This window comes from Bacillus cereus group sp. BfR-BA-01316, assembly GCF_022664195.1.
GTDB lineage: Bacteria > Bacillota > Bacilli > Bacillales > Bacillaceae_G > Bacillus_A.
Window position 1 is genome coordinate 1 of record NZ_JAKUGX010000024.1, and the last position, 20,693, is coordinate 20,693.

Genomic DNA, 20,693 nt, shown 5'->3' on the forward strand with positions numbered 1-20,693 from the left:
GTTCATCCTGAGCCAGGATCAAACTCTCCAATAAAGTTAGTTTGTCTAGCATCTAAAAATAAAAATTGACGTTCACGTTGTTTGTTTCGTTCAGTTTTCAAAGAACTACTTCGCCGCTCAATTGCGACTTCCTTATGTTAACATCTTCGTTTTTCGATGTCAACTAAGTTTTTCAAATTTCTTTTTTGCCGTTTACTGCGTTTCCGCATCAGCGACGTTTATTAATATATCATGCAGTATATGTAGGGTCAATACTTTTTATAAAAAAATTTCACATCCCGTTAAAAGCTAAAAAACATCTCTCCCCATTCATTCTTTACACATAGCTACACTCCTTATCATTTTACTAAGTTTACACACGATAGAAAATTCTAAATTTTGTGTTATATTATTATTATAGGAGTGTGGTGAGAATGAGCATTAAATATTCGAACAAAATCAATAAAATTCGGACCTTTGCATTAAGTTTAGTATTTATCGGCCTCTTCATTGCATACTTAGGAGTCTTTTTCCGTGACAACATTATTATTATGACAACATTTATGATGGTTGGCTTTTTAGCTGTTATCGCTAGTACTGTCGTTTACTTTTGGATTGGTATGTTATCTACTAAGACTGTACAAATTATTTGTCCAAGCTGCGATAAGCCAACAAAAATGCTTGGTCGTGTCGACGCATGTATGCATTGCAACCAACCTTTAACACTCGATCCGAGTTTAGAAGGAAAAGAATTTAATGAGAAGTACAATAAAAAAAGCTATAAAGGATAACACGTACTTTCACTTTAGTATTTTTTCATCCCCATATAATAAAGAAAGAGGGTGACGTAATCGTCACCCTCTTTCTTTATTATATATTACGCCTTATGACACTCTGGACAAACGCCATAAATTTCTAAGCGATGACTATTAATAACGAAGCCTGTCGTTTTCGCAGCTTCCTCTTCAAGCTGTTCCAAACCTCCATAAGGAAAATCAACAATCTTACCACATTTTTCGCAAATCACATGATAATGTTGACTTGTAACATAATCAAATCTACTTGAAGCATCCCCATAAGTTAATTCCTTTACAAGTCCAACTTCTTTAAACACACGTAAGTTATTATAGACAGTTGCAACACTCATATTTGGAAACTTACCTTCTAATGCTTTATAAATGTCATCCGCTGTTGGGTGCGTCATAGATTCCACAAGGTACTCTAAAATAGCATGACGCTGTGGAGTAATGCGTACACCCGTATTTTTCAGCATTTCTAGCGCTTCTTTTAATTCTTCTTTGACCACCGTCATGCACCCCGATTCTATACGGATTATTATTTTATAATTCTTATAAAGAGTGTACTCTTTTTCTTATAAATCGTCAATATTTCTACTATAAGTATGTGGTTTATTTTTGTATATAACCTTGTTCTTATGTACCTTCCCCCATTTCCTATACACTTACATAGAAAAAAGTGCGACATAATCGCACTTGGAATACTATCATCTGAGGAGGTATGCCCTACACTTTCACTTTATGTATCGCAAGAAAATATGTATAGACGCATGCCTTACATATGTATTTTTTCTCCACATTAATATAGATTTATTTTATATAAGAAAGAACGTCCTCAATATGTCCTTTCACTTTCACTTTACGCCATTCTTTTACAAGTTCACCATCTTTATTGATAAGGAATGTAGAACGCTCGATTCCCATGTACTCTTTTCCAAAGTTCTTTTTCAACTTCCAAACATCGTACAATTCTGCTACTTTATGATCTTCATCTACTAAAAGTACAAATGGAAGCTCATGCTTCTCGATGAATTTCATATGTCTGTTCACCGAATCAGGACTTACACCAAAGATGACCGTGTCCTTCTCTTGGAATAATCCATATGCATCGCGAAAATCACATGCTTCAGTTGTACACCCTGGAGTCATATCTTTCGGGTAAAAATATAAAACTACATTTTTACCTCGGAAGTCAGCTAAGCGAATTTGTTCTCCGGCACTTCCCTCTAATGTGAATTCCGGTGCTATTTCTCCTACTGTGATCATTGTTATCACTCCTTTTCTTTTCTATTACTATAACAAATGCTACCTTATTTTTCATTGTCCATTACAGTCCTTACCACAAAGGCAAACGGTAATGTATATCCAATTAGCGCTTCTCCAATTGCAATCCATCTTCCGATTCCAATCGGAGCTATATCACCATACCCAACGGACAATAAAGTAACCGCGCTAAAATATAAACATATTTCAACAAGTTGAAAGGAATGAGCATCGAGCCTATCCCCATCTTCTTTCAAAACTGTAAAACCCATTTCCTCTAATACAACATAACTTAATCCAAACGCAATCAATACCGTTGTATAAATTAAAAACAACGTAGCTAAATTGTACAGCGAAAAGAAACGCTTGGAGTCTGAATATGAACTCCATAATAATTGGACACTTCTCAAAATAGCGATTGCTGCAATTAATAGAATAAATCCCCATAACATGTTCTCCACCTCATTTTATATGTATGAGATAGACGGCAGATTTATCCCTTAGAAACGAACAAGCTTCTATAATTAATTCCCTGCACCACGATATCGTTTTACCCCTTGATTCCAAAGGGTAATTGCAATAGTAAAACAGATAACACCAACAATTGGCGTTGCGAAAGCATAGCTATTCCACTCTGTTTTTCTTAAAAAGTATGCTGCTGGATATACCCCAACAAATGCAAACGGTAAAACAAACGTTAAAACAAAGCGAATAACACGGTTATAAATATCAACAGGGTAGCGTCCATAATTCCCTATGTTATACATAAGTGGCATAATGGAACTTTTCGCATCCGACCAAAAGCCAAGACTTGCAAGCGTAACAAATATCCCGCCGTACACAAGTGCCCCTCCCCCTACCATAAGTAGGAATAAGAAGAAATCATACCAGTAAAAAGATAATTGCAGCTCCATTGCTGCATAACCCATCACAATAATCCCCGTAATAGCTCCAATTAAAGATTCAAGTTCCATTCTTTCTAATATAATTTGAAATAAGCTATGAATCGGTCTCGTTAATATACGGTCCATTTCTCCTTTAATAATGTAACGATCATTAAAGTCCCATATATTAAAGAAAGCTGAAAAAATGGCAAACGGTACTAAAAAGAAACCATAAATAAAGATTACTTCTTCTCGGCTCCACCCTTTTAGTGCTTGGGTATGTCCAAACACAACGAGAATAAAGATTAAATTAACAGCTTGTAGTGCTAAATCCGAAAGTAATCCGACGATAAAATCGCCCCGATACTCTAATTTCGTTTTTATATATTGACTTGCATACTGCAAAAACAATTTTATATATAGCATCTCATCATCCCCCTTGTACAATTAGACGTTTTCTCGCCGTTTTCCACATAAGTACAATTGGAATAATAAGTATAATTGCCCACATCACTTGAAATAATAAAGCTTCATATAACTTACTTCCTTGTATACCTTCAGAGAAAATCATACTCGGAATATAACTAATTGCTTGAAACGGTAAAAACATCATTGTTTTTTGGGCCCATAACGGATAAAAACTAATCGGTAATAATAAACCAGAAAATAAATCAATCACGACACGTTTCGCATACATAATTCCACTATTATTAAATAAGAAGAATGTAAGCATCCCTGTCATTAAATTTATTTGTGTATTAATGATGAAACTAAATATTAAAGATAAGAAGAAATATAACCACGTTTGAAAATTCGTTGTAATTTGTAATGAAAATAATAACGTAACAATAACCATACCTGGAATTGAAAAGAAAGCAAAACGAAATATCCCTTCTCCAAGACCTTGCATAACTTTCATACCTAAATAGTTATACGGACGAATCAGCTCTACCGCCACACGTCCTTCCTGAATTTCCATCGCAATTTCTCTATCTATATTATTAAAATAAAAAGCACGTGCCATCCATGCGATCGCAATATAAGTAGTCATTTGTGAAATAGATAAACTTTCAATGTTCTCTTTCCCGCTATAAATCGCTTGCCACAAAAAATAATACGCACCGATATTAATCGTATAAATTAAAATCCCACTATAATAGTTTGTACGATAGGCAAGCATCATTAAAAAGCGAATCCGAATCATTTCAATATACTTACCCATGCATAATACCTTCTTCATAAATGTTACGAATAATTTCCTCTGTAGAAACTTCGTTAATTTTTAAATCTTTAATTTGAAAAGCTTGTACCACTTTAGAAATCAGCATAGAAATGATAACTTCTTCATTCGGTATTTTTGCAACCCACGCATTTTCCTCTTTTGCTTTTGACCAAACGACATGACTATCAGGCATAACCATTGATAACTCCTGGTATGAAACTGGGGCAACAAACTGAAAATGTATTTCCTTCTCTACTCCCCACTGCGTACGAAGATTATCTAAAGATCCATCATACATAATGCTTCCTTCATCAAGCATAATGACGCGCTCACATAAAGCTTCAATATCAGCAATATCATGTGTTGTTAACAAAATTGTTGTTTTATAACGTTCATTCATCTCTTTTAAGAATTCTCGTATTTTCAATTTCACAAGAACATCTAGCCCAATTGTTGGCTCATCTAAAAATAATAACGGTGGATTATGAATTAACGCCGCTGCTAATTCACAACGCATTCTTTGACCAAGAGATAATTTTCGTACCGGTTTATCTAATAAAGGACCGATATCTAACGTTTCAATAACATGTTCCATATGTTCCTTATACTGAGCGTCTGATACACCGTACACTTTCTTCAATAAACGAAATGATTCTTGTACAGCGATATCCCACCAAAGCTGCGAACGCTGGCCAAACACAACACCGATTGTTCTTACAAATTCTTCTCTCTGTTTGTGTGGATTCATTCCATTCACTGTAATTTGTCCTGATGTCGGAGTCAAAATCCCTGTAAGCATTTTAATCGTCGTTGATTTACCAGCACCATTCTCACCAATATAACCAACCATTTCACCTTGCTTTACAGTAAAAGAAACATCATTTACTGCTGGTACTATTTTATAATTACGATTTAATAAATCGCGAAATGCACCCTTTAAGCCCGGACGACTTGAATAGGCTGTAAACTCTTTACGTAACCCTTGTACCTCAATTACCGATTTCATAATCGGACCCCCCTTCCTAAATGTCACAACGAATAGTTTACCCAACTGCTCCTTCTATCACAAACAATACGTCTTTTCAAAAAACATGTTAGAATAATACATAGATTTTTGTAAGGAGATGAATTGTAGTGAATTTCACGAAATCAGAAGCGTTACATAAAGAAGCTTTAGAACATATCGTTGGTGGTGTTAATAGTCCTTCTCGCTCTTTTAAAGCAGTTGGAGGCGGTTCCCCTGTTGCAATGGAACGCGGGAAAGGTGCTTATTTCTGGGATGTAGATGGAAATAAATATATCGACTATTTAGCAGCGTATGGCCCTATTATTACTGGACATGCTCACCCACACGTAACAGAAGCAATTAAAACAGCGGCTGAAAACGGCGTACTATACGGTACTCCAACAGCATTAGAAGTAAAATTCGCAAAAATGTTAAAAGAAGCAATGCCTGCTTTAGATAAAGTCCGCTTCGTAAACTCTGGTACAGAATCCGTTATGACAACCATTCGTGTCGCTCGCGCTTACACTGGCCGCACAAAAATTATGAAATTCGCCGGTTGTTACCACGGTCATTCCGATTTAGTACTTGTAGCAGCTGGCTCTGGTCCTTCTACTCTTGGAATTCCTGATTCAGCTGGTGTGCCACAAAGTATCGCCCAAGAAGTTATTACTGTTCCATTTAATAATGTAGAAACTTTAAAAGAAGCGTTAGATAAATGGGGACATGAAGTAGCAGCTATCCTTGTAGAACCGATCGTTGGAAACTTCGGTATTGTAGAGCCAAAACCTGGCTTCCTCGAAAAAGTAAATGAACTTGTTCACGAAGCTGGCGCACTAGTAATTTATGATGAAGTTATTACTGCTTTCCGCTTTATGTACGGTGGTGCTCAAGACTTACTTGGCGTAACACCAGATTTAACAGCACTTGGTAAAGTTATCGGCGGCGGACTTCCAATTGGCGCTTACGGTGGTAAGAAAGAAATTATGGAACAAGTTGCACCGCTTGGCCCTGCATACCAAGCTGGTACAATGGCCGGGAACCCTGCTTCTATGGCATCAGGTATTGCCTGCCTAGAAGTACTTCAACAAGAAGGCGTATACGAGAAATTAGATGCACTTGGTGCAATGCTTGAAAAAGGAATTTTAGACCAAGCTACAAAACATAACATCGACATTACAGTAAACCGTCTAAAAGGTGCATTAACTGTATACTTCACGACAAATACAATTGAAGATTACGATGCAGCCAAAAATACAGATGGTGAAATGTTCGGGAGATTCTTCAAGCTGATGCTTCAAGAAGGTATTAATTTAGCGCCTTCTAAATATGAAGCATGGTTCTTAACGACAGAACATACAAAAGAAGATATTGAATATACAATTGAAGCTGTTGGCAGAGCATTTGCTGCTTTAGCAGACAATAAATAACCCCTGTAATTAAAAGGAAAAAAGAAACCAACCTTTCTTTTTTCCTTTTTTCTATTTCATAAATCCCTCATTAATAGTATAATTATTCATAATTATCTGTTTTATAATCTTTTATATCCTTACTATCCCTGTATACAAGGCAGTTCACGCCTTGTATAGTAAGATTATTCAAAATTTATTTTCCAGAGGGGGGATTGACGGATGCTCAATAAAAAAAATAAATGGACACCGTCTTTATTTCGGAATTATAAAAATGCAGAACATGATGCGTGTGGAATCGTTTCCGTTATGGAAAAACGAAGAATTCCTACCAAGGAAAACATCGACCTTTGTATACAATCACTAGTCAAAATGAATCATAGAGCTGGTTTCATTAATGGCGAAGGAGATGGTATCGGAATTCATATCGACATGCCAAAAGTACTTTGGAATGAAAAACTGAAAAGTAGCGGATATAATCCAACGATTGTGGATCATCCCCACTTTATCGTTGGACATTTTTTTCTAAACAAAAAAGAAAATATCGCTGAGTTAAAAGATTACATTCGTACGCAACTAAACAATGAAAACTTTACAATTGTTCTCGAAAATGATGATGTAATAAACTCAGATGCACTCGGTCCTCTTGGTAAACAAGAAGAACCTTTATTTTGGCAAATTGCCCTTATCGCCGAAAGTGAAGTTGAAAATATTGAACAAACATTATTTTCTGTAACAATAAAAATCGAAGAAAATGAAGCAATTCATGTTGCTTCATTAAGTCATGAACATGTTGTATATAAAGTTCTCGGTGCTGGCGATACACTCGTTGCTTATTACAATGATTTACAGCACCCACTTATCGCTTCAACTATGACACTGGGACATAATCGCTATTCTACTAATACGTTATCTAATTTTTTTCGTGTACAACCATTTAGCATTCTCGGACATAATGGCGAAATTAACACGATTGCAAAATTACGCGATCAAGCTGAAATGATTAATGTACCACTTACTGCCGGGGGTAGTGATTCCCAAGATTTAAACCGCACCCTAGAAACCCTTCTCGTTCAGTATAACTACAGTTTATTTGAAGCAATGGATATATTATTTCCACCAATTATTAATGAAATAAAACTTTACGAAACAAACTTACAAAACTTATACACTTATATACGTGAGGCTTGGGGGCATTTCGCACAAGGTCCAGCTGGTATTATTTCACGTTATAAAGATGAAGCTGTTTTCAGTGTCGATTCCCTTGGATTACGACCAGTTTGGAAAGTAGAGACAGAGAGCTCCTATATTTTCTCTTCTGAACCTGGAGTTGTATCACCAACTGAATATGTAGCAGAGCCGAAACCACTCGCTCCTGGAGAAAAAGTTGGATTAAAATGGAATGAACAAGATGAGCTCGTTCTCTATGAATACGACAATTATCAAATTGAAGTATATAACCGTTTTAAGAAACGAATCGATGTTACCAATTATCATGTAAACTTATCTATCCCTAAAACGAAAGAAACTGAGGGATTATGTGATTCTGTTCAAGTTGAAACGAAGCTATACGTTGCTTTCGGTTGGGATCGAGAACATATTCAGCTCCTTGAACAGATGGCAACAAAAGGCGTCGAACCAATTCGGTCACTTGGGCATGACTCACCACTTGCCGCACTTGATACAGATAGACGAAATATTGCTGATTTCATTAAGGAAAGTGTGGCCGTTGTTACAAATCCAGCAATCGATCGTGATCGAGAAGTCGAACACTTCTCCACACGTACTGTACTCGGAGAGCGTCCCGGTTTATTAGATAACTCTAAACAACCATTTATAATCGAGATGCTTTCACCCATTATTTTAGAAGAGAATTTAGCTCAATCTATCGCGGCAGACTTACACACGATTACGTACGAACAACTTATACAGCTATTCATTACTCATAGCTCTGTCTCTACAATTTCTATTACATTTAGTCCATCAGAAACTCTACAAATCGCATTAAATCGAATTAGTTCCGAAGCGATAGCAGCCGTTAAAAATGGGGCTTCCCTACTATTATTAGATGACGCTAAATCTCATCAAAATGGACTATTATGGATTGATCCACATTTAGTTACTGCCAAAGTGCATCAAGCATTAACTGAAAATAAATTACGCCGGAAATGCTCTCTCGTTATACGTTCCGGTGCCCTTCGCTCCTTACACGATATCGTCACGCTATACGGATTAGGGGCAGATGGTATTAATCCATATTTATTGTTCGCGACGGTAAATGATGGAACAAAAGCACCAATTGCTAATTTGTATACTGCACTTAATAAAGGACTAGAGAAAGTAATTTCAACGATTGGAATTCATGAATTACGCGGTTACGGTCGCCTCTTCTCCTCTATCGGATTACATGAGGAAATCGCTAATATATTACAAATCACAAATTTCTTCGGTTCAAATAATTTAGCTTTTTCACTTGAATCACTTGCTGAAGATGCAAAAATTCGAGCTGATGATTATAACAATCCAAAAGTTAGAATGAGAAAATCATTTCATATATTCCCGCGGATTTGGAAAGCAATTGGTGATGTTGCAAAAGGAAACCCTTATGATGATTACCGCGATAAGTTAAGTGAATTAGAAGAAAATAACCCAATCGCAATTCGGCACCTTGTTCAAACAAAACAAGCACAGCATGTAGTTCCGACTGAAGAAGTGTCCATCGGCATTCACAATCATGATTTACCATTTATTATTAGTTCCATGTCATTTGGTTCTCAAAATGAAATTGCCTTCCGTGCATATGCAGAAGCTGCTGATCAACTAAATATGATTAGTTTGAACGGTGAAGGCGGCGAAATTAAAGATATGATTGGTAAATACCCACATACACGCGGACAACAAGTTGCATCTGGCCGATTTGGAGTAAACGCTGAATTACTAAATTCATCAAACTTAATTGAAATAAAAATCGGTCAAGGAGCAAAGCCTGGTGAAGGTGGACATTTGCCTGGTTCAAAAGTGACTGCCAAAATTGCGGAAGCACGTAATGCTACAATTGGTTCAGATTTAATTTCACCTTCTAACAACCATGATATTTATTCAATTGAAGACTTAGCTCAAATGATTACAGAAATTAAAACGGCTAATCAACTTGCAAAAGTAGCCGTAAAAGTTCCTGTCGTTCCTAATATCGGAACAATTGCTGTCGGTATCGCAAAAGCTGGCGCTGATTTTATTAACATTAGCGGATTTGATGGCGGAACAGGCGCTGCACGTATTCACGCATTGCAACATGTAGGTCTTCCTGTAGAGATTGGTGTTAAAGCTGCTCACAATGCGTTACTAGAAGCAAATATGAGACATAAAGTAGAAATTTGGGCAGATGGCGGTATTCGAAGTGTAAATGACGCCTTAAAGATCATGCTCCTTGGAGCAAATCGAATTGGATTTGGCACATTATCAATGATTGCAATTGGCTGTACAACTTGCCGTGGTTGTCATCTCGATACGTGCCACGTCGGAATTGCAACACAAATTGAATCTGAAGCTCAAGCGAAAGAACATGGACTGCGCCGTTTCGTTCCACGTGAATTAGAAAGCGCAGTTACAGGGCTATTAAGCCTATTCACTACTTTCGGTACAGAATTGAAACGTTTAACAGGGCAGCTCGGTTACACAAACTTACAAGATATTATCGGACGATCGGATTTATTAGAACAAACTCGAGGCAAGGACTTATTAGACTTACGTAATTTAATACAAACGATAGAAGATTCATCCGTGAAAATAACGGCATCTGTACAAGAAAAACAATTTGAAACAACAAATTCTCTCCAGTCAAAAGAATTAGTAAGCGTCGGCGTAGATCAACGCGTAATGGGCGGTCTAGAATCCTGTTATCGTATTCGTAGCAAATTATATGAAAACACTCATCTTGAACCACTTACATTAAAATATACAAACGGATCTGTTCCCGGAAACGGATTAGGCGCGTACAATAGCGAGAACTTATTTATACACGTAAATGGCGGCGCGCAAGATGGAATTGGAAAAACTTCATTTGGCGGTGGCATTTATATAACGAAAGCAAAAGGAAAAGATGGAACATATTATAACGGTTCTGTCGGAAAAGGATTTGGATACGGCGCTCAAAAAGGTGCATTATACGTGCAAGGTAACGCTGATGCTCGTGCTGGCATTCGCCTTTCTGGAGCAGATATGATAATTGGAGGCAGAATTACAAAAACACTCCGCGAAAAAGAACAAGGAAATATCGGAGTATATTCTAATATAAAAGGATTTGCTTTTGAATATATGACAAATGGTCGCGCTCTTGTTTTAGGAGATCCTGGACCATGGATTTGTGCCGGCATGACTGGTGGTGTTGTTTATTTACGTCATGAGCCAAACTTAGGTTTAACAGAACACGCTTTAAAAAGAAGAATTGCTAAAGGTGCAAATGTAACATTGCAGCCAATTAGTAAAAATGGTTTGCAAGATGTGAATGAATTATTATTAGACTACATTCGTGTATTAAATGAGCACGAACAATATGAAGAAGTCGCTTTGTTGGCACCATTATTAGATGATATCCAGCTTCACTTCTATGAAATTATCCCGAAAAAAGAACAGGCGGATCCATCTATTTCAACTGAATGATATGTACAATATTTATTTTCATAAAAAAATTGACGAAGCGAGCATCGCATAGTAATCTAGAATAACAATTTGAAACCTGCTGAAATTCAGCAGGTTTTTTTATTAAAGAATAGATGTTTAAAGAGAATTTGGAGAAATTATAAATGGATTATAATTTATTTATTAAACTTTTTAACGTCACTAAAATATCACTTGCTAACATATTGTAATGAATGTATAGTATCATGTTGTACATTCATTATGACAAAAGAAAGGATATCAATAAGGGTATGAAACTTGGTGCTCGCATTTTAAAAACGGGTATTGCCATTACATTAGCTTTATTTGCTTGTATTTTATTTCAATTACCGAGTCCAGTATTTGCGGGAATCTCAGCTATCTTTGCTGTTCAACCGTCTGTATACCGCTCGTATTTAACGGCTCTTGAGCAAATTCAGGCAAACGTAATTGGTGCGGTATTCGCTATCGTATTTGCTACTGCTTTTGGACATAATCCTTTTATTATTGGATTAACGTGTATATTAGTAATTGCTCTTACTTTACAATTACGCTTAGAAAACACAATATCAATCGCTTTAGTAACAGTTATCGCCATTATGGAGTATCAAGGCGAAGATTTCTTTAATTTTGCCTTACTTCGATTCACGACGATTATGATTGGAATTATTGCGGCTTCGCTTGTAAATTTAGTATTTATGCCGCCAAAATATGAAACAAAACTTTACCATCGCATCGTTGATAATACAGAGGAAATTGTTAAATGGATTCGTATGAACAGTAGGCAAGCTTCTGATTTTACAACACTAAAAACCGATATTGATCGCATGAAAGAAAAAATGATTAAACTAAATCATTACTATTTGCTGTATAAAGAAGAAAGAAGTTACACGAAAAAAATACAGTTCGCGAAAATTCGCAAGCTCGTTTTATTCAGACAAATGTTAGCGACAACAAGCCGCGCTTTAAGTACGTTAAAGTCATTACATCGCACTGAAAATGAACTGCGCTATATGCCAGAAGAGTTTCAGGAATCTATTCAAAACGAGCTTGATTCATTAACGCATTATCACGAACAAGTGTTATTAAAATTTATTGGTAAAGCAAAGAAACAACAATCCGTTGAGATGCTTGATGAAGTTGAAACAGGTAAACAAGAATTGATTGATATCTTTATGGATTATCAAAATAAGGACGATGAGGAAGCATATAAAATATGGTTACACCTCTTCCCTCTTATTTCTTCAATTATTAACTACAGTGAGGAAGTAGAGCATTTAGATTTACTTGTGGATAGCTTCTACACATACCATAAACCAGAAAGCGAACTCCAGATCGAAGATAAAAAAGAAGACGAATAAAAAACAGCTCCTTTTACGCTAAAGGAGCTGTTTCTGTTATATGCTGAAGTTGATATAGATTGTAATAAAATCCCCTCTTTTTCATTAACTCTTCATGAGAACCCTTTTCTTTTATTTCACCATCTTCAACATAAATAATTGTATCGACATGCGTAATCGTCGCTAATCGATGTGCAATAATAATTGTTGTCCGATCTGCAGCTAACGTTTGCAGTGCCTCTTGAATATATCGTTCATTTTCTAAATCTAAAGCGGAAGTTGCTTCATCTAATATAAGTAAAGACGGATTCTTTAGAAAAACCCTTGCGATTGCTACACGCTGTCTTTGTCCACCAGATAATTTCACACCACGTTCCCCAACGACAGTACCATAGCCCTCTGGCAACGCTGTAATAAAATTATGAATTTGTGCAGCTTTGGCAGCTGAAATCACTTCCGCCTCTGTAGCTTTCGGATTGCCATATAAAATATTAGCCCCGATTGTATCGCTAAATAACAAATTATCTTGTAGCACAATTCCAATATGACTACGTAAATTCCTCATATTATACTTTCTTACATCTATCCCGTCTATATAAACTGCACCTTCAGAAACATCATAAAAACGCGGAATTAAACTAGCAAGAGATGACTTTCCTCCTCCACTTGCCCCGACAAGCGCAACCTTCTCTCCCGGGCGCATAGTTAATGACAGATTATGCAATATTTCTTTTTCATCCGCATTATAACGAAAAGAAACATTATCAAATATAACTTCCCCATTTAACCTTTTCGTTTGCACCGCATTTGGCACATTAACAATATCGTATTTTTCATCCAACAATTCAAACACTCGATCCATCGAGGCGAAAGACTGTGTTAATGTTGTAGATGAATTAACAAGGCGACGAAGCGGACTATATAAACTATCCATATATCCAACAAAAGCAACCATAGTACCCAGTGTTAACGATCCTTGTATTACCTCATACGCCGCAAAACCAATAACAAGTAATGGCCCTAAATCCGTTAACGTATTCACTGCCGAAAATGTTCTCGCCGTCCAACTCGTATGAGTTAGTGCTTTCGTTAAAAATTCATTATTTCTCTTTTCAAACTGTCCTCTTTCATACTCTTCTAATGCAAAACTACGTGTCACTTGCATCCCTTGAATACGTTCATGTAAATACCCTTGCATAGTTGCTAACGCTTGTGAGCGCTCTTTCGTCAATTTTCGAAGGCGCCCGAAAAAATATTTCACTGCAACTACATAAATAGGTAAGATTAATAAAGCAACATAGGTTAATTTTATATTCATAGAAAACATAACGATAATAGCAATAACAATTGTTGCAGTATCTAACCAGACATTCATAAGACCAGTAATTACAAAGTCCTTCGTTTGTTCTACATCATGGATTACACGTGAAATAAGCTCCCCTGTTTTTGTGTTCGAATAATAACGTAAGCTCAATTTTTGCAAGTGCCCAAAAATGTATTTTCGTAAATCGTATAGTATTGTATTGGCAATGCGTTGCGCGAAATATTGACGATAATATTCTATCGGCGGTCTTACTACTGCAAAAATAAAAAAAGCAATCCCAATTGCGGTTATTAATTGAGACGTTTTTTCTTGAAGCGATCCCGTGCCTTGAATAACATCATCAATAATATACTTTAATAACCATGGCATAATAAGCGGGATACCAAACTTCACAAGACCAATAATAATTGTAATAGCAATAAGCCATCGATATGGTTTAACAAATTGTAAATATCTTTTTATACCTTGCACATAATCCCCCCTCTAATAGGACAAACCTGCCGGGAAATCCCCTGCAGGTTTGTTTTAATTTCTGTACATTAAATATCTTTCGTACCACATATCTACGAAATCCGGTGCGAATGGACCTTTTCTTTGATGAATCCACTGTGTTAAATGTGCTACATTTCGTTTTAAAATTGTATCAATAACAGGTGGATACTGCATGATTTGGCTATGCTTCTCATACTCATCTTCATCTAAAAGTGTATATGTCATATCCGGATACACTTTAATATCTAAATCGTAATCAATATACTTTAATGCCTCAGAGTCATATGCAAAAGGAGAACTTAAATTACAATAATAATATACTCCTTCTTCCCTTAGCATTCCAATCACATTAAACCAATAATTGGCATGAAAGTAACAAATCGCAGGTTCGCGAGTAATCCATGTTCGGCCATCTGATTCCGTAACTACTGTACGATCATTCGCTCCAATCACAAGACTCTGCGTCCCTTTTAAAATCGTTGTCTCTTCCCACATTCTATGAATCGAGCCATTATGTTTATAACTATGTATTTGTACCTTTTCTCCTTCTTTGGGAAATCCCATATATGCTCCCTTCTTTCAACTGCAAATGCCATTCTTAAGTTGTCTTAACTACCCCTTGAACTGCATTCACTTTTTTTCTATTATAACTTTTTTGTCAAAATTTTAAAACTAAAGCGATAGGACACTTGTTTTCATGAGGAATATAATGAAGTTTGTATTATTGAATACCACATCACCAACCCTTTTAATAAAGGAAAATCCTCTATGAGTTAGCAATACGTATTTTAGAAGATTAAACGAAGATATAACAAAAAGAAAAGTCCCCCTCATCTCTGTTTAAGAAAGGACTTTCCCCTAAAATCAACAACATATCTCACCCTTAATTTGAAATTATTTTTTCGGTTTCAAAAGATTGAATCACATTATTCGTTTGCTGTTCAAATTTTTCATGCAAAAGTTTTAATGCTATTTCTGTTCTGTATATTTCTTGACGGATAAAATGCAATTCTTTTTTATCGCTCGTATCCCTTCCACTCATTTCAATTTGCTGATACTTCTCTAAATGTGATTGTAACTTTAAAAGCTCATCCATCGTTTCCAACTGCTCTCCTACCAACTTATCAAAATCGTTCATCACTTACCCCCTTTTTAATTCATTCATCAGTTATAATTCCTATTACATATTTCTAATCGTTAACTTCTTTCTCCTTTGACTACATTTGTTGACTTATTAGAAGTTATGTCGGTCATTATATTTTCATTACAATGACCCGCGCACAAAGAAAACACTTCTCTTAAGTTAGAGAAGTGTTTTTCTTCGTTACTGATTTGAGCTAGAAGATTGTGATTTTTTTGCAGCTGATTGTGCGTTTGCTTGTTTCACTGCATGCACATCTGTTTCAGTTGCAAACTCTGTACCATAACTAGCATTTGCACTTTGAGCACCAGAAGCTTGTGCTTTCTTTGCTTCTGATTGTGCGTTTGCTTGTTTTACTGCTTGTACATTTGTTTCAGTTGCAAATTCTGTACCATAGCTAGCATTTGTACTTTGAATGCTAGCACCAGAAGTTGCCTTATTATAACCTTGTTGTTTTTTACTCATCTTTCTCACCTCCACAACAAATAATGTAACCAATCTATCTAGAAACTATCCGTAATTTTCTTTTTTATAATTTCCGCATATATCTCTTATCACTCATTCAAACTACATATGATGGAGGTGGGAATATGTATACTGGACGTGATATGACTGAGCTAACTATGATTTCCAAAAATGAATGGAAAGAGGATGAATTAGCTTATTTTCATCATTCGTTTCAGCAAATTATGCCTTATCTAAATGTAGAGGGACAAACGATTTATAAAGAAGTTGTGAAAGAAATCGAGTCACGGGGCGGATTATAAACGCGTGGATTTTCAGCCTCAAAATACAAATTTATTTTCAATATAAAAAACGTGTTCCAAAGTTCTGGAACACGTTTTTTATTATTTATTGCATTGTAATTTTCTCAACACACTTTTCGTAAATTGTACGATGTGATTTCGAGAAAGGTAACTGTTCAAACGCTTCTTTCGACACAAACTTTAGTGTATCCGTTTCGACAATATTACCTGTTACTTTTCCGTAAAATATAAATATATCCCAAGTACGATGTGTAAAAGTATGTTGTACATTCATCGCGTATTCATCAATTGAAACAGAGAGATTAAAGCTCTCCTTCATATAATCCGTAAGCTGTTGTTTCTGATTACGAATACCTTCACCTAGTTCAATATTCGGGAACTCCCACATATTAGCCAGTAATCCTGTACTTGGGCGTTTATTAATTACGTAATGGCCATCTTCAGTTTGAAGCACTCCTGCAACGAGCGGTACCATTGTAGGTGCTTTCGCTTTACTCTTCACTGGTAGTTCTTTTTGAACACCTTCAGCATACCCTCTGCAATGTTCACGTACAGGACAAAGTAAACAAGATGGATTTTTCGGTATACAAATTAATGCCCCTAATTCCATCAAACCTTGGTTAAAATAAGATGGATTTTCTGTCGAAATAATTTCACGCACAATCTCTTCAAAAACTTTTCTCGTCTTCGGTTTTGCAATATCATCCCACACTGATAAAATACGAGATAATACGCGCATAACATTTCCATCAACCGCTGGCTCTGGTATGCCATATGCAATGCTTAAAATGGCACCTTTTGTATATGGTCCCACTCCTTTTAATTTTTCAATTTTCTTTACATCGCTCGGTACTGTCCCGCCGTATACTTCTTTTACCTCTTTTACTGCAGCATGTAAATTTCGTGCTCTAGAATAATAACCTAAGCCTTCCCATGCTTTTAATACTTCTTCATCATCGGCAGTTGCTAGCGCTTCAAGCGTAGGAAACTTCCCCATAAAATTTGCGTAATATGGTTTTACAGCCTCTACCCTTGTTTGCTGTAACATAATTTCCGAAACCCAAACACGGTATGGATCTTTATTTTTTCGCCACGGTAAATCACGTTGTTCTTTTTCAAACCAACCAATTAAATCATTTTGAAACTGTTCTATGTTAAACTCATTTAATATTTCAAGTGTCAAACTTGATCCCCCTCATTTTTTTGCATATACGTACTATTATAAAGATTTTAGGAAAAAATTTAAGTAAGATGACATAGGAAATAGAAGGCAAAGGACTTGAGGTATCGAATAAAAAGAGTTACATTAATAAAAAACGGAGGTGGATTTCTATGGACACAGCCACTCACCTTGTTATGGGCGTTACTCTAGGCAGTTTGGCAACATTAGATCCAGCTATAGCACAAAGTGATATTGGACCACAAGCAGTGATGCTTGCAACAATTGCCGGTTCCAATATTCCTGACATCGATACAGTTTTAAAATTGCGTAATAACGCTAAATATATAAGAAATCATCGCGGGATTACTCATTCCATTCCTGCAGTGATTCTTTGGTCACTCCTTATAAGTGGTATCTCTTTCGCCTTCTTTTCAGACGCTCCCTATCTGCATCTACTACTTTGGTCATTTATTGCCGTCTTTCTTCATGTCTTTGTGGATATTTTCAATGCCTATGGTACACAGGCATTAAGGCCCTTCACAAAAAAATGGGTAGCGCTCGGCATAATTAATACGTTTGATACTGTCATTTTCTTTATCCATATACTCGCTATCGCCTGTATGCTTGTCGGAGCACATAAAGGCTATACTGCTTTAGCAGCGTATATATTAATGTTTGTTTACTACATCGGTCGCATTATGATGCATCGAAATATTAAAAGTGTAGTATACAAACGTTTCAAAAATGTAAAGAAAGTAATTATTTCTCCTTCTTACAAATTTTATCATTATCATTTAGCCATCGTTACAACTGAACATTACTACGTCGCAAGATGGCACCGCGGTAACATCCTTGTATACGATAAATTTAATCGCGTACCGTTCCCGAATACCGCCATTATGCAAGCTGCTGTGCGAGATGAAAATATATCTGCTTTCTTATCTTTCTCGCCTGTATATCGCTGGGATATTTTCGATTATGATAACTATTATGAAGTTCGATTTATTGATTTGCGGTATCGAAGTAAAGATTATTATCCATTCGTCGCAATCGTTCAGCTCGATCAAAATTTAAATATTATTAGTTCATATACAGGATGGATTTTCAGCGAAGAAAAACTTCGAAAGAAACTGGAATTGCTTCCACATTAAAAAAAGCGACCTACGTCGCTTTTTTTTAATGTTTCAAATGATCTTCTTGATTGATTAAATGGCTATACTTCGGATTATTTGTACGCATTTCATGCAGGCGCCCTCCATGATTATTAATCCATGTTCGTACCACTTGTTCAGCCATTTTCTCACCTTGGTAACGACCTGATTTAGCATAAGTTGTTTGGAAGTCTTCCCACATTAATTCAACCCATGCACGAGCTTGTGCGTAAGAAAGGTTGTCATTTTTATCTAATAATTCTTTCGTTAATGTTTCATAAATATCATTCATGTTCTATTCTCCTTTTACCTATTTATCCCGATTGATGCGCGCTAATAACCCGTGAGGGATGAAAAAAACCACTGGTTAAAGTTTCACTTTATTCCCTTCATTTCTAAAGAATAGTTTCTTCAATTTTGCACATTCTATAATTGATACTTCTTAAAGAGGTATCAACTGATAATGAGGGGGCGTTCTTAATGGGTAGACAAGCCGAATTTTGGTCTGAGTCAAAAAACAACAGCAAAATCGAAGGTCAACCGAAAGCGAAATCACGCTTCGCTTCGAAACGACCTAACGGCACAATTAACACGCACCCACAAGAACGTATGCGTGCTGCAAATCAGCAGGAAGAGTAGTACAAATTAAATTCCTACACGAGGTGATAAAGATGAGCTACCGTGACCATTTAGATAGTCGTTCTGAATTATTTAACCATACGTGGACTCGTCCAAAACATGCGAAGGCGCAAGTTAATGGACAGACGCAACAAACCCAGTCTCTCATTATACTGGCAAACGAATGTAAAAAACGCCAATTTTAGAATCTCCTATCTCCTTTAACGCCTACCAAAGATGAAAACCAGAGAGATTCACTCTCTGGTTTTTATTTTTCTTGTAGCAAGGAAATTGGTATTCCAATCTCTTCATTATCATGTTGCTTATATCCCCAAGCAAATACTCCATTGAAATACGTAATTTTAAATACCACACCAGGTTCTTCTACTAATTCATATGTCTCACCAATATGGAATTTATTTATATCTATCATATAAGCACGAGCCATAGCCATTTTTCTCATTAATACATCGAATTCATTTACAATTCCAAGTTGCTCAGCCTTTACTGCTTGCTCCTTCAAAATCCCAATTTCTTCCCTTAGCTCATGTGGCGTCATTTCACTGTAGCGTTTTGGCATACCCATCTTATTTCCTCATCCCTCTTCACGTTTTATTTGTAAAAAAGTCTCTATCTCATCAATAGAGAATCCTTTTCGATATAACGCTTGCTTCACCTTATTTTCGAATGTCCAACCATCATACTTCTTATATTTCTCATAATATTTATTCCCATGATAGTGTAACGCCTCTTGTTGCTGTTCGTCATCTTTTTCGTCTTTCAGTTCTTCCAAACAAATTTGAATCACATCTCTAGAATATCCTTTACGAACAAGCATTTCATCTAACTTTAGCTTCATTTGTAAAAATGAATGCTTTTGATAAGATTTTTTCTTCTTCTCTATAAGAACCAAAGCATTCTCAATTTGCTTCTCCTTTGGATACTCTTGTAAACTATGTGTAATGATTAAATCCTGAACACCTTTACTTAATAGCCCTCTCCTAATAACAGTTGGACCTTTTTGATTCACATTACTTTGCGTTCGCACGTATGAAATAGCGTACTCTTTATCATTAATATATCGATCATGTAATAATTTCGAAACGACTTCAGAGATGATGGCCTGTCCCACTTCTTTTTTTCGTAAGAAATCTTCTATTTCTTGTTTTGTTCTCATTTGATAGGATAAATAGGAAATTGCTTGTAAATATGCTTTTTGTACCTCTTCATTGTACAAAATATTCCCTAACGCTACTTCATCAATTTCTAAGCCTTTTTGTAACCCATGTTTCATTAAGATTGATTGATTCACACTAAACCCGTACTCTTCACCTTGACCTTTATCAATATAAATATTAAATCGTTCTTTCGATCGTTTTTGCACTTCTATTTTTGTAATGACAGTCATACTCTCACCTCTCTATTATTTTAACATAGTCAAGGAACGTTTTTGCTTTTCAAGAATATATATAATGAGGAGGAAAT

At 36.0% G+C, this 20,693-nt stretch carries 22 protein-coding genes; 8 read left to right on the forward strand and 14 right to left on the reverse strand.

The window, feature by feature from the left end; translation table 11 throughout:
• Nucleotides 1–413: 413 nt before the first annotated feature.
• The gene (locus tag MR071_RS17360; RefSeq protein WP_002063699.1) at nt 414–770 is read left to right on the forward strand and encodes a YgzB family protein; all 357 of its coding nucleotides are present in this window, start codon (nt 414–416) and stop codon (nt 768–770) included.
• An 86-nt stretch (nt 771–856) separates the two neighbouring features.
• Here the strand turns inward: MR071_RS17360 and perR are convergent, their stop codons facing one another.
• The 6 genes from perR to MR071_RS17390 all read right to left on the reverse strand — a co-directional run bounded on the left by perR (nt 857) and on the right by MR071_RS17390 (nt 5,151).
• Nucleotides 857–1,285 (reverse strand): peroxide-responsive transcriptional repressor PerR, encoded by a 429-nt coding sequence (gene perR, locus MR071_RS17365; protein ID WP_000237831.1) that lies wholly within the window; start codon nt 1,283–1,285, stop codon nt 857–859.
• 301 nt (nt 1,286–1,586) lie between these two features.
• Nucleotides 1,587–2,042, reverse strand: coding sequence for a thioredoxin-dependent thiol peroxidase (gene bcp, locus MR071_RS17370; RefSeq protein ID WP_242237180.1), 456 nt, complete (start codon nt 2,040–2,042; stop codon nt 1,587–1,589).
• 44 nt (nt 2,043–2,086) lie between these two features.
• Nucleotides 2,087–2,491: a potassium channel family protein gene (locus MR071_RS17375; protein WP_105587396.1), complete on the reverse strand. Its 405-nt coding sequence runs from the start codon at nt 2,489–2,491 to the stop codon at nt 2,087–2,089.
• Between the two features lie 72 nt (nt 2,492–2,563).
• Nucleotides 2,564–3,349: an ABC transporter permease gene (locus MR071_RS17380; RefSeq protein WP_242237182.1), complete on the reverse strand. Its 786-nt coding sequence runs from the start codon at nt 3,347–3,349 to the stop codon at nt 2,564–2,566.
• A gap of 4 nt (nt 3,350–3,353) precedes the next feature.
• Nucleotides 3,354–4,145 carry an ABC transporter permease gene (locus MR071_RS17385; protein WP_242237185.1) on the reverse strand — a complete coding sequence of 264 codons (792 nt, stop codon included), beginning with the start codon at nt 4,143–4,145 and terminating at the stop codon, nt 3,354–3,356.
• Nucleotides 4,138–5,151 carry an ABC transporter ATP-binding protein gene (locus tag MR071_RS17390; RefSeq protein ID WP_242237189.1) on the reverse strand — a complete coding sequence of 338 codons (1,014 nt, stop codon included), beginning with the start codon at nt 5,149–5,151 and terminating at the stop codon, nt 4,138–4,140. Before MR071_RS17390 ends, MR071_RS17385 begins: the two co-directional genes overlap by 8 nt.
• 128 nt (nt 5,152–5,279) lie before the next feature.
• Between MR071_RS17390 and hemL the strand changes: the two genes are divergently transcribed.
• From hemL to MR071_RS17405, 3 genes are all read left to right on the forward strand, one after another.
• Nucleotides 5,280–6,578 carry a glutamate-1-semialdehyde-2,1-aminomutase gene (gene hemL, locus MR071_RS17395; protein WP_142344709.1) on the forward strand — a complete coding sequence of 433 codons (1,299 nt, stop codon included), beginning with the start codon at nt 5,280–5,282 and terminating at the stop codon, nt 6,576–6,578.
• 201 nt (nt 6,579–6,779) lie between these two features.
• A complete protein-coding gene (locus MR071_RS17400) occupies nt 6,780–11,216 on the forward strand; it encodes a glutamate synthase-related protein (RefSeq protein WP_242237191.1) in 4,437 nt (1,478 codons plus the stop codon).
• A 269-nt stretch (nt 11,217–11,485) separates the two neighbouring features.
• Nucleotides 11,486–12,574, forward strand: coding sequence for an FUSC family protein (locus MR071_RS17405; protein WP_242237193.1), 1,089 nt, complete (start codon nt 11,486–11,488; stop codon nt 12,572–12,574).
• A 13-nt stretch (nt 12,575–12,587) separates the two neighbouring features.
• On the opposite strand, the gene MR071_RS17410 is transcribed toward MR071_RS17405, so the two are convergent.
• The 4 genes from MR071_RS17410 to MR071_RS17425 form a co-directional block, all read right to left on the reverse strand.
• Nucleotides 12,588–14,348, reverse strand: coding sequence for an ABC transporter ATP-binding protein (locus MR071_RS17410; RefSeq protein WP_242237197.1), 1,761 nt, complete (start codon nt 14,346–14,348; stop codon nt 12,588–12,590).
• Nucleotides 14,349–14,402: 54 nt separating this feature from the next.
• On the reverse strand, nt 14,403–14,933 hold the full coding sequence (ntdP, locus tag MR071_RS17415; protein WP_000506627.1) for a nucleoside tri-diphosphate phosphatase: 531 nt from the start codon (nt 14,931–14,933) through the stop codon (nt 14,403–14,405).
• Between the two features lie 319 nt (nt 14,934–15,252).
• Nucleotides 15,253–15,507 carry a YgaB family protein gene (locus MR071_RS17420; RefSeq protein WP_105587387.1) on the reverse strand — a complete coding sequence of 85 codons (255 nt, stop codon included), beginning with the start codon at nt 15,505–15,507 and terminating at the stop codon, nt 15,253–15,255.
• A 186-nt stretch (nt 15,508–15,693) separates the two neighbouring features.
• Nucleotides 15,694–15,975 carry a gamma-type small acid-soluble spore protein gene (locus MR071_RS17425; protein ID WP_105587386.1) on the reverse strand — a complete coding sequence of 94 codons (282 nt, stop codon included), beginning with the start codon at nt 15,973–15,975 and terminating at the stop codon, nt 15,694–15,696.
• A gap of 125 nt (nt 15,976–16,100) precedes the next feature.
• Here MR071_RS17425 and MR071_RS17430 point away from each other — a divergent pair, with 125 nt between their 5' ends.
• On the forward strand, nt 16,101–16,277 hold the full coding sequence (locus tag MR071_RS17430; RefSeq protein ID WP_002091123.1) for a hypothetical protein: 177 nt from the start codon (nt 16,101–16,103) through the stop codon (nt 16,275–16,277).
• Nucleotides 16,278–16,362: 85 nt separating this feature from the next.
• On the opposite strand, the gene mutY is transcribed toward MR071_RS17430, so the two are convergent.
• Nucleotides 16,363–17,460, reverse strand: coding sequence for an A/G-specific adenine glycosylase (gene mutY, locus MR071_RS17435; protein ID WP_242237199.1), 1,098 nt, complete (start codon nt 17,458–17,460; stop codon nt 16,363–16,365).
• Nucleotides 17,461–17,609: 149 nt separating this feature from the next.
• Between mutY and MR071_RS17440 the strand changes: the two genes are divergently transcribed.
• Nucleotides 17,610–18,590, forward strand: a complete 981-nt coding sequence (locus MR071_RS17440; protein ID WP_242237202.1) for a metal-dependent hydrolase — start codon at nt 17,610–17,612, stop codon at nt 18,588–18,590.
• A 25-nt stretch (nt 18,591–18,615) separates the two neighbouring features.
• Here MR071_RS17440 and MR071_RS17445 read toward each other — a convergent pair whose 3' ends face one another.
• Nucleotides 18,616–18,882, reverse strand: a complete 267-nt coding sequence (locus MR071_RS17445; RefSeq protein WP_105587382.1) for a YfhJ family protein — start codon at nt 18,880–18,882, stop codon at nt 18,616–18,618.
• A gap of 188 nt (nt 18,883–19,070) precedes the next feature.
• Here MR071_RS17445 and MR071_RS17450 point away from each other — a divergent pair, with 188 nt between their 5' ends.
• Together MR071_RS17450 and MR071_RS17455 are read left to right on the forward strand one after the other, a co-directional pair.
• The gene (locus MR071_RS17450) at nt 19,071–19,229 is read left to right on the forward strand and encodes a small, acid-soluble spore protein K (RefSeq protein ID WP_002113845.1); all 159 of its coding nucleotides are present in this window, start codon (nt 19,071–19,073) and stop codon (nt 19,227–19,229) included.
• 32 nt (nt 19,230–19,261) lie between these two features.
• Nucleotides 19,262–19,414 carry a YpzG family protein gene (locus MR071_RS17455; protein WP_002174744.1) on the forward strand — a complete coding sequence of 51 codons (153 nt, stop codon included), beginning with the start codon at nt 19,262–19,264 and terminating at the stop codon, nt 19,412–19,414.
• A 62-nt stretch (nt 19,415–19,476) separates the two neighbouring features.
• Here the strand turns inward: MR071_RS17455 and MR071_RS17460 are convergent, their stop codons facing one another.
• Both MR071_RS17460 and recX read right to left on the reverse strand, forming a co-directional pair.
• Complete coding sequence (locus tag MR071_RS17460; protein ID WP_105587381.1) at nt 19,477–19,794, reverse strand: YfhH family protein; 318 nt, start codon at nt 19,792–19,794, stop codon at nt 19,477–19,479.
• Nucleotides 19,795–19,803: 9 nt separating this feature from the next.
• Nucleotides 19,804–20,616, reverse strand: a complete 813-nt coding sequence (gene recX, locus MR071_RS17465; protein ID WP_105587380.1) for a recombination regulator RecX — start codon at nt 20,614–20,616, stop codon at nt 19,804–19,806.
• Nucleotides 20,617–20,693 lie beyond the last annotated feature (77 nt).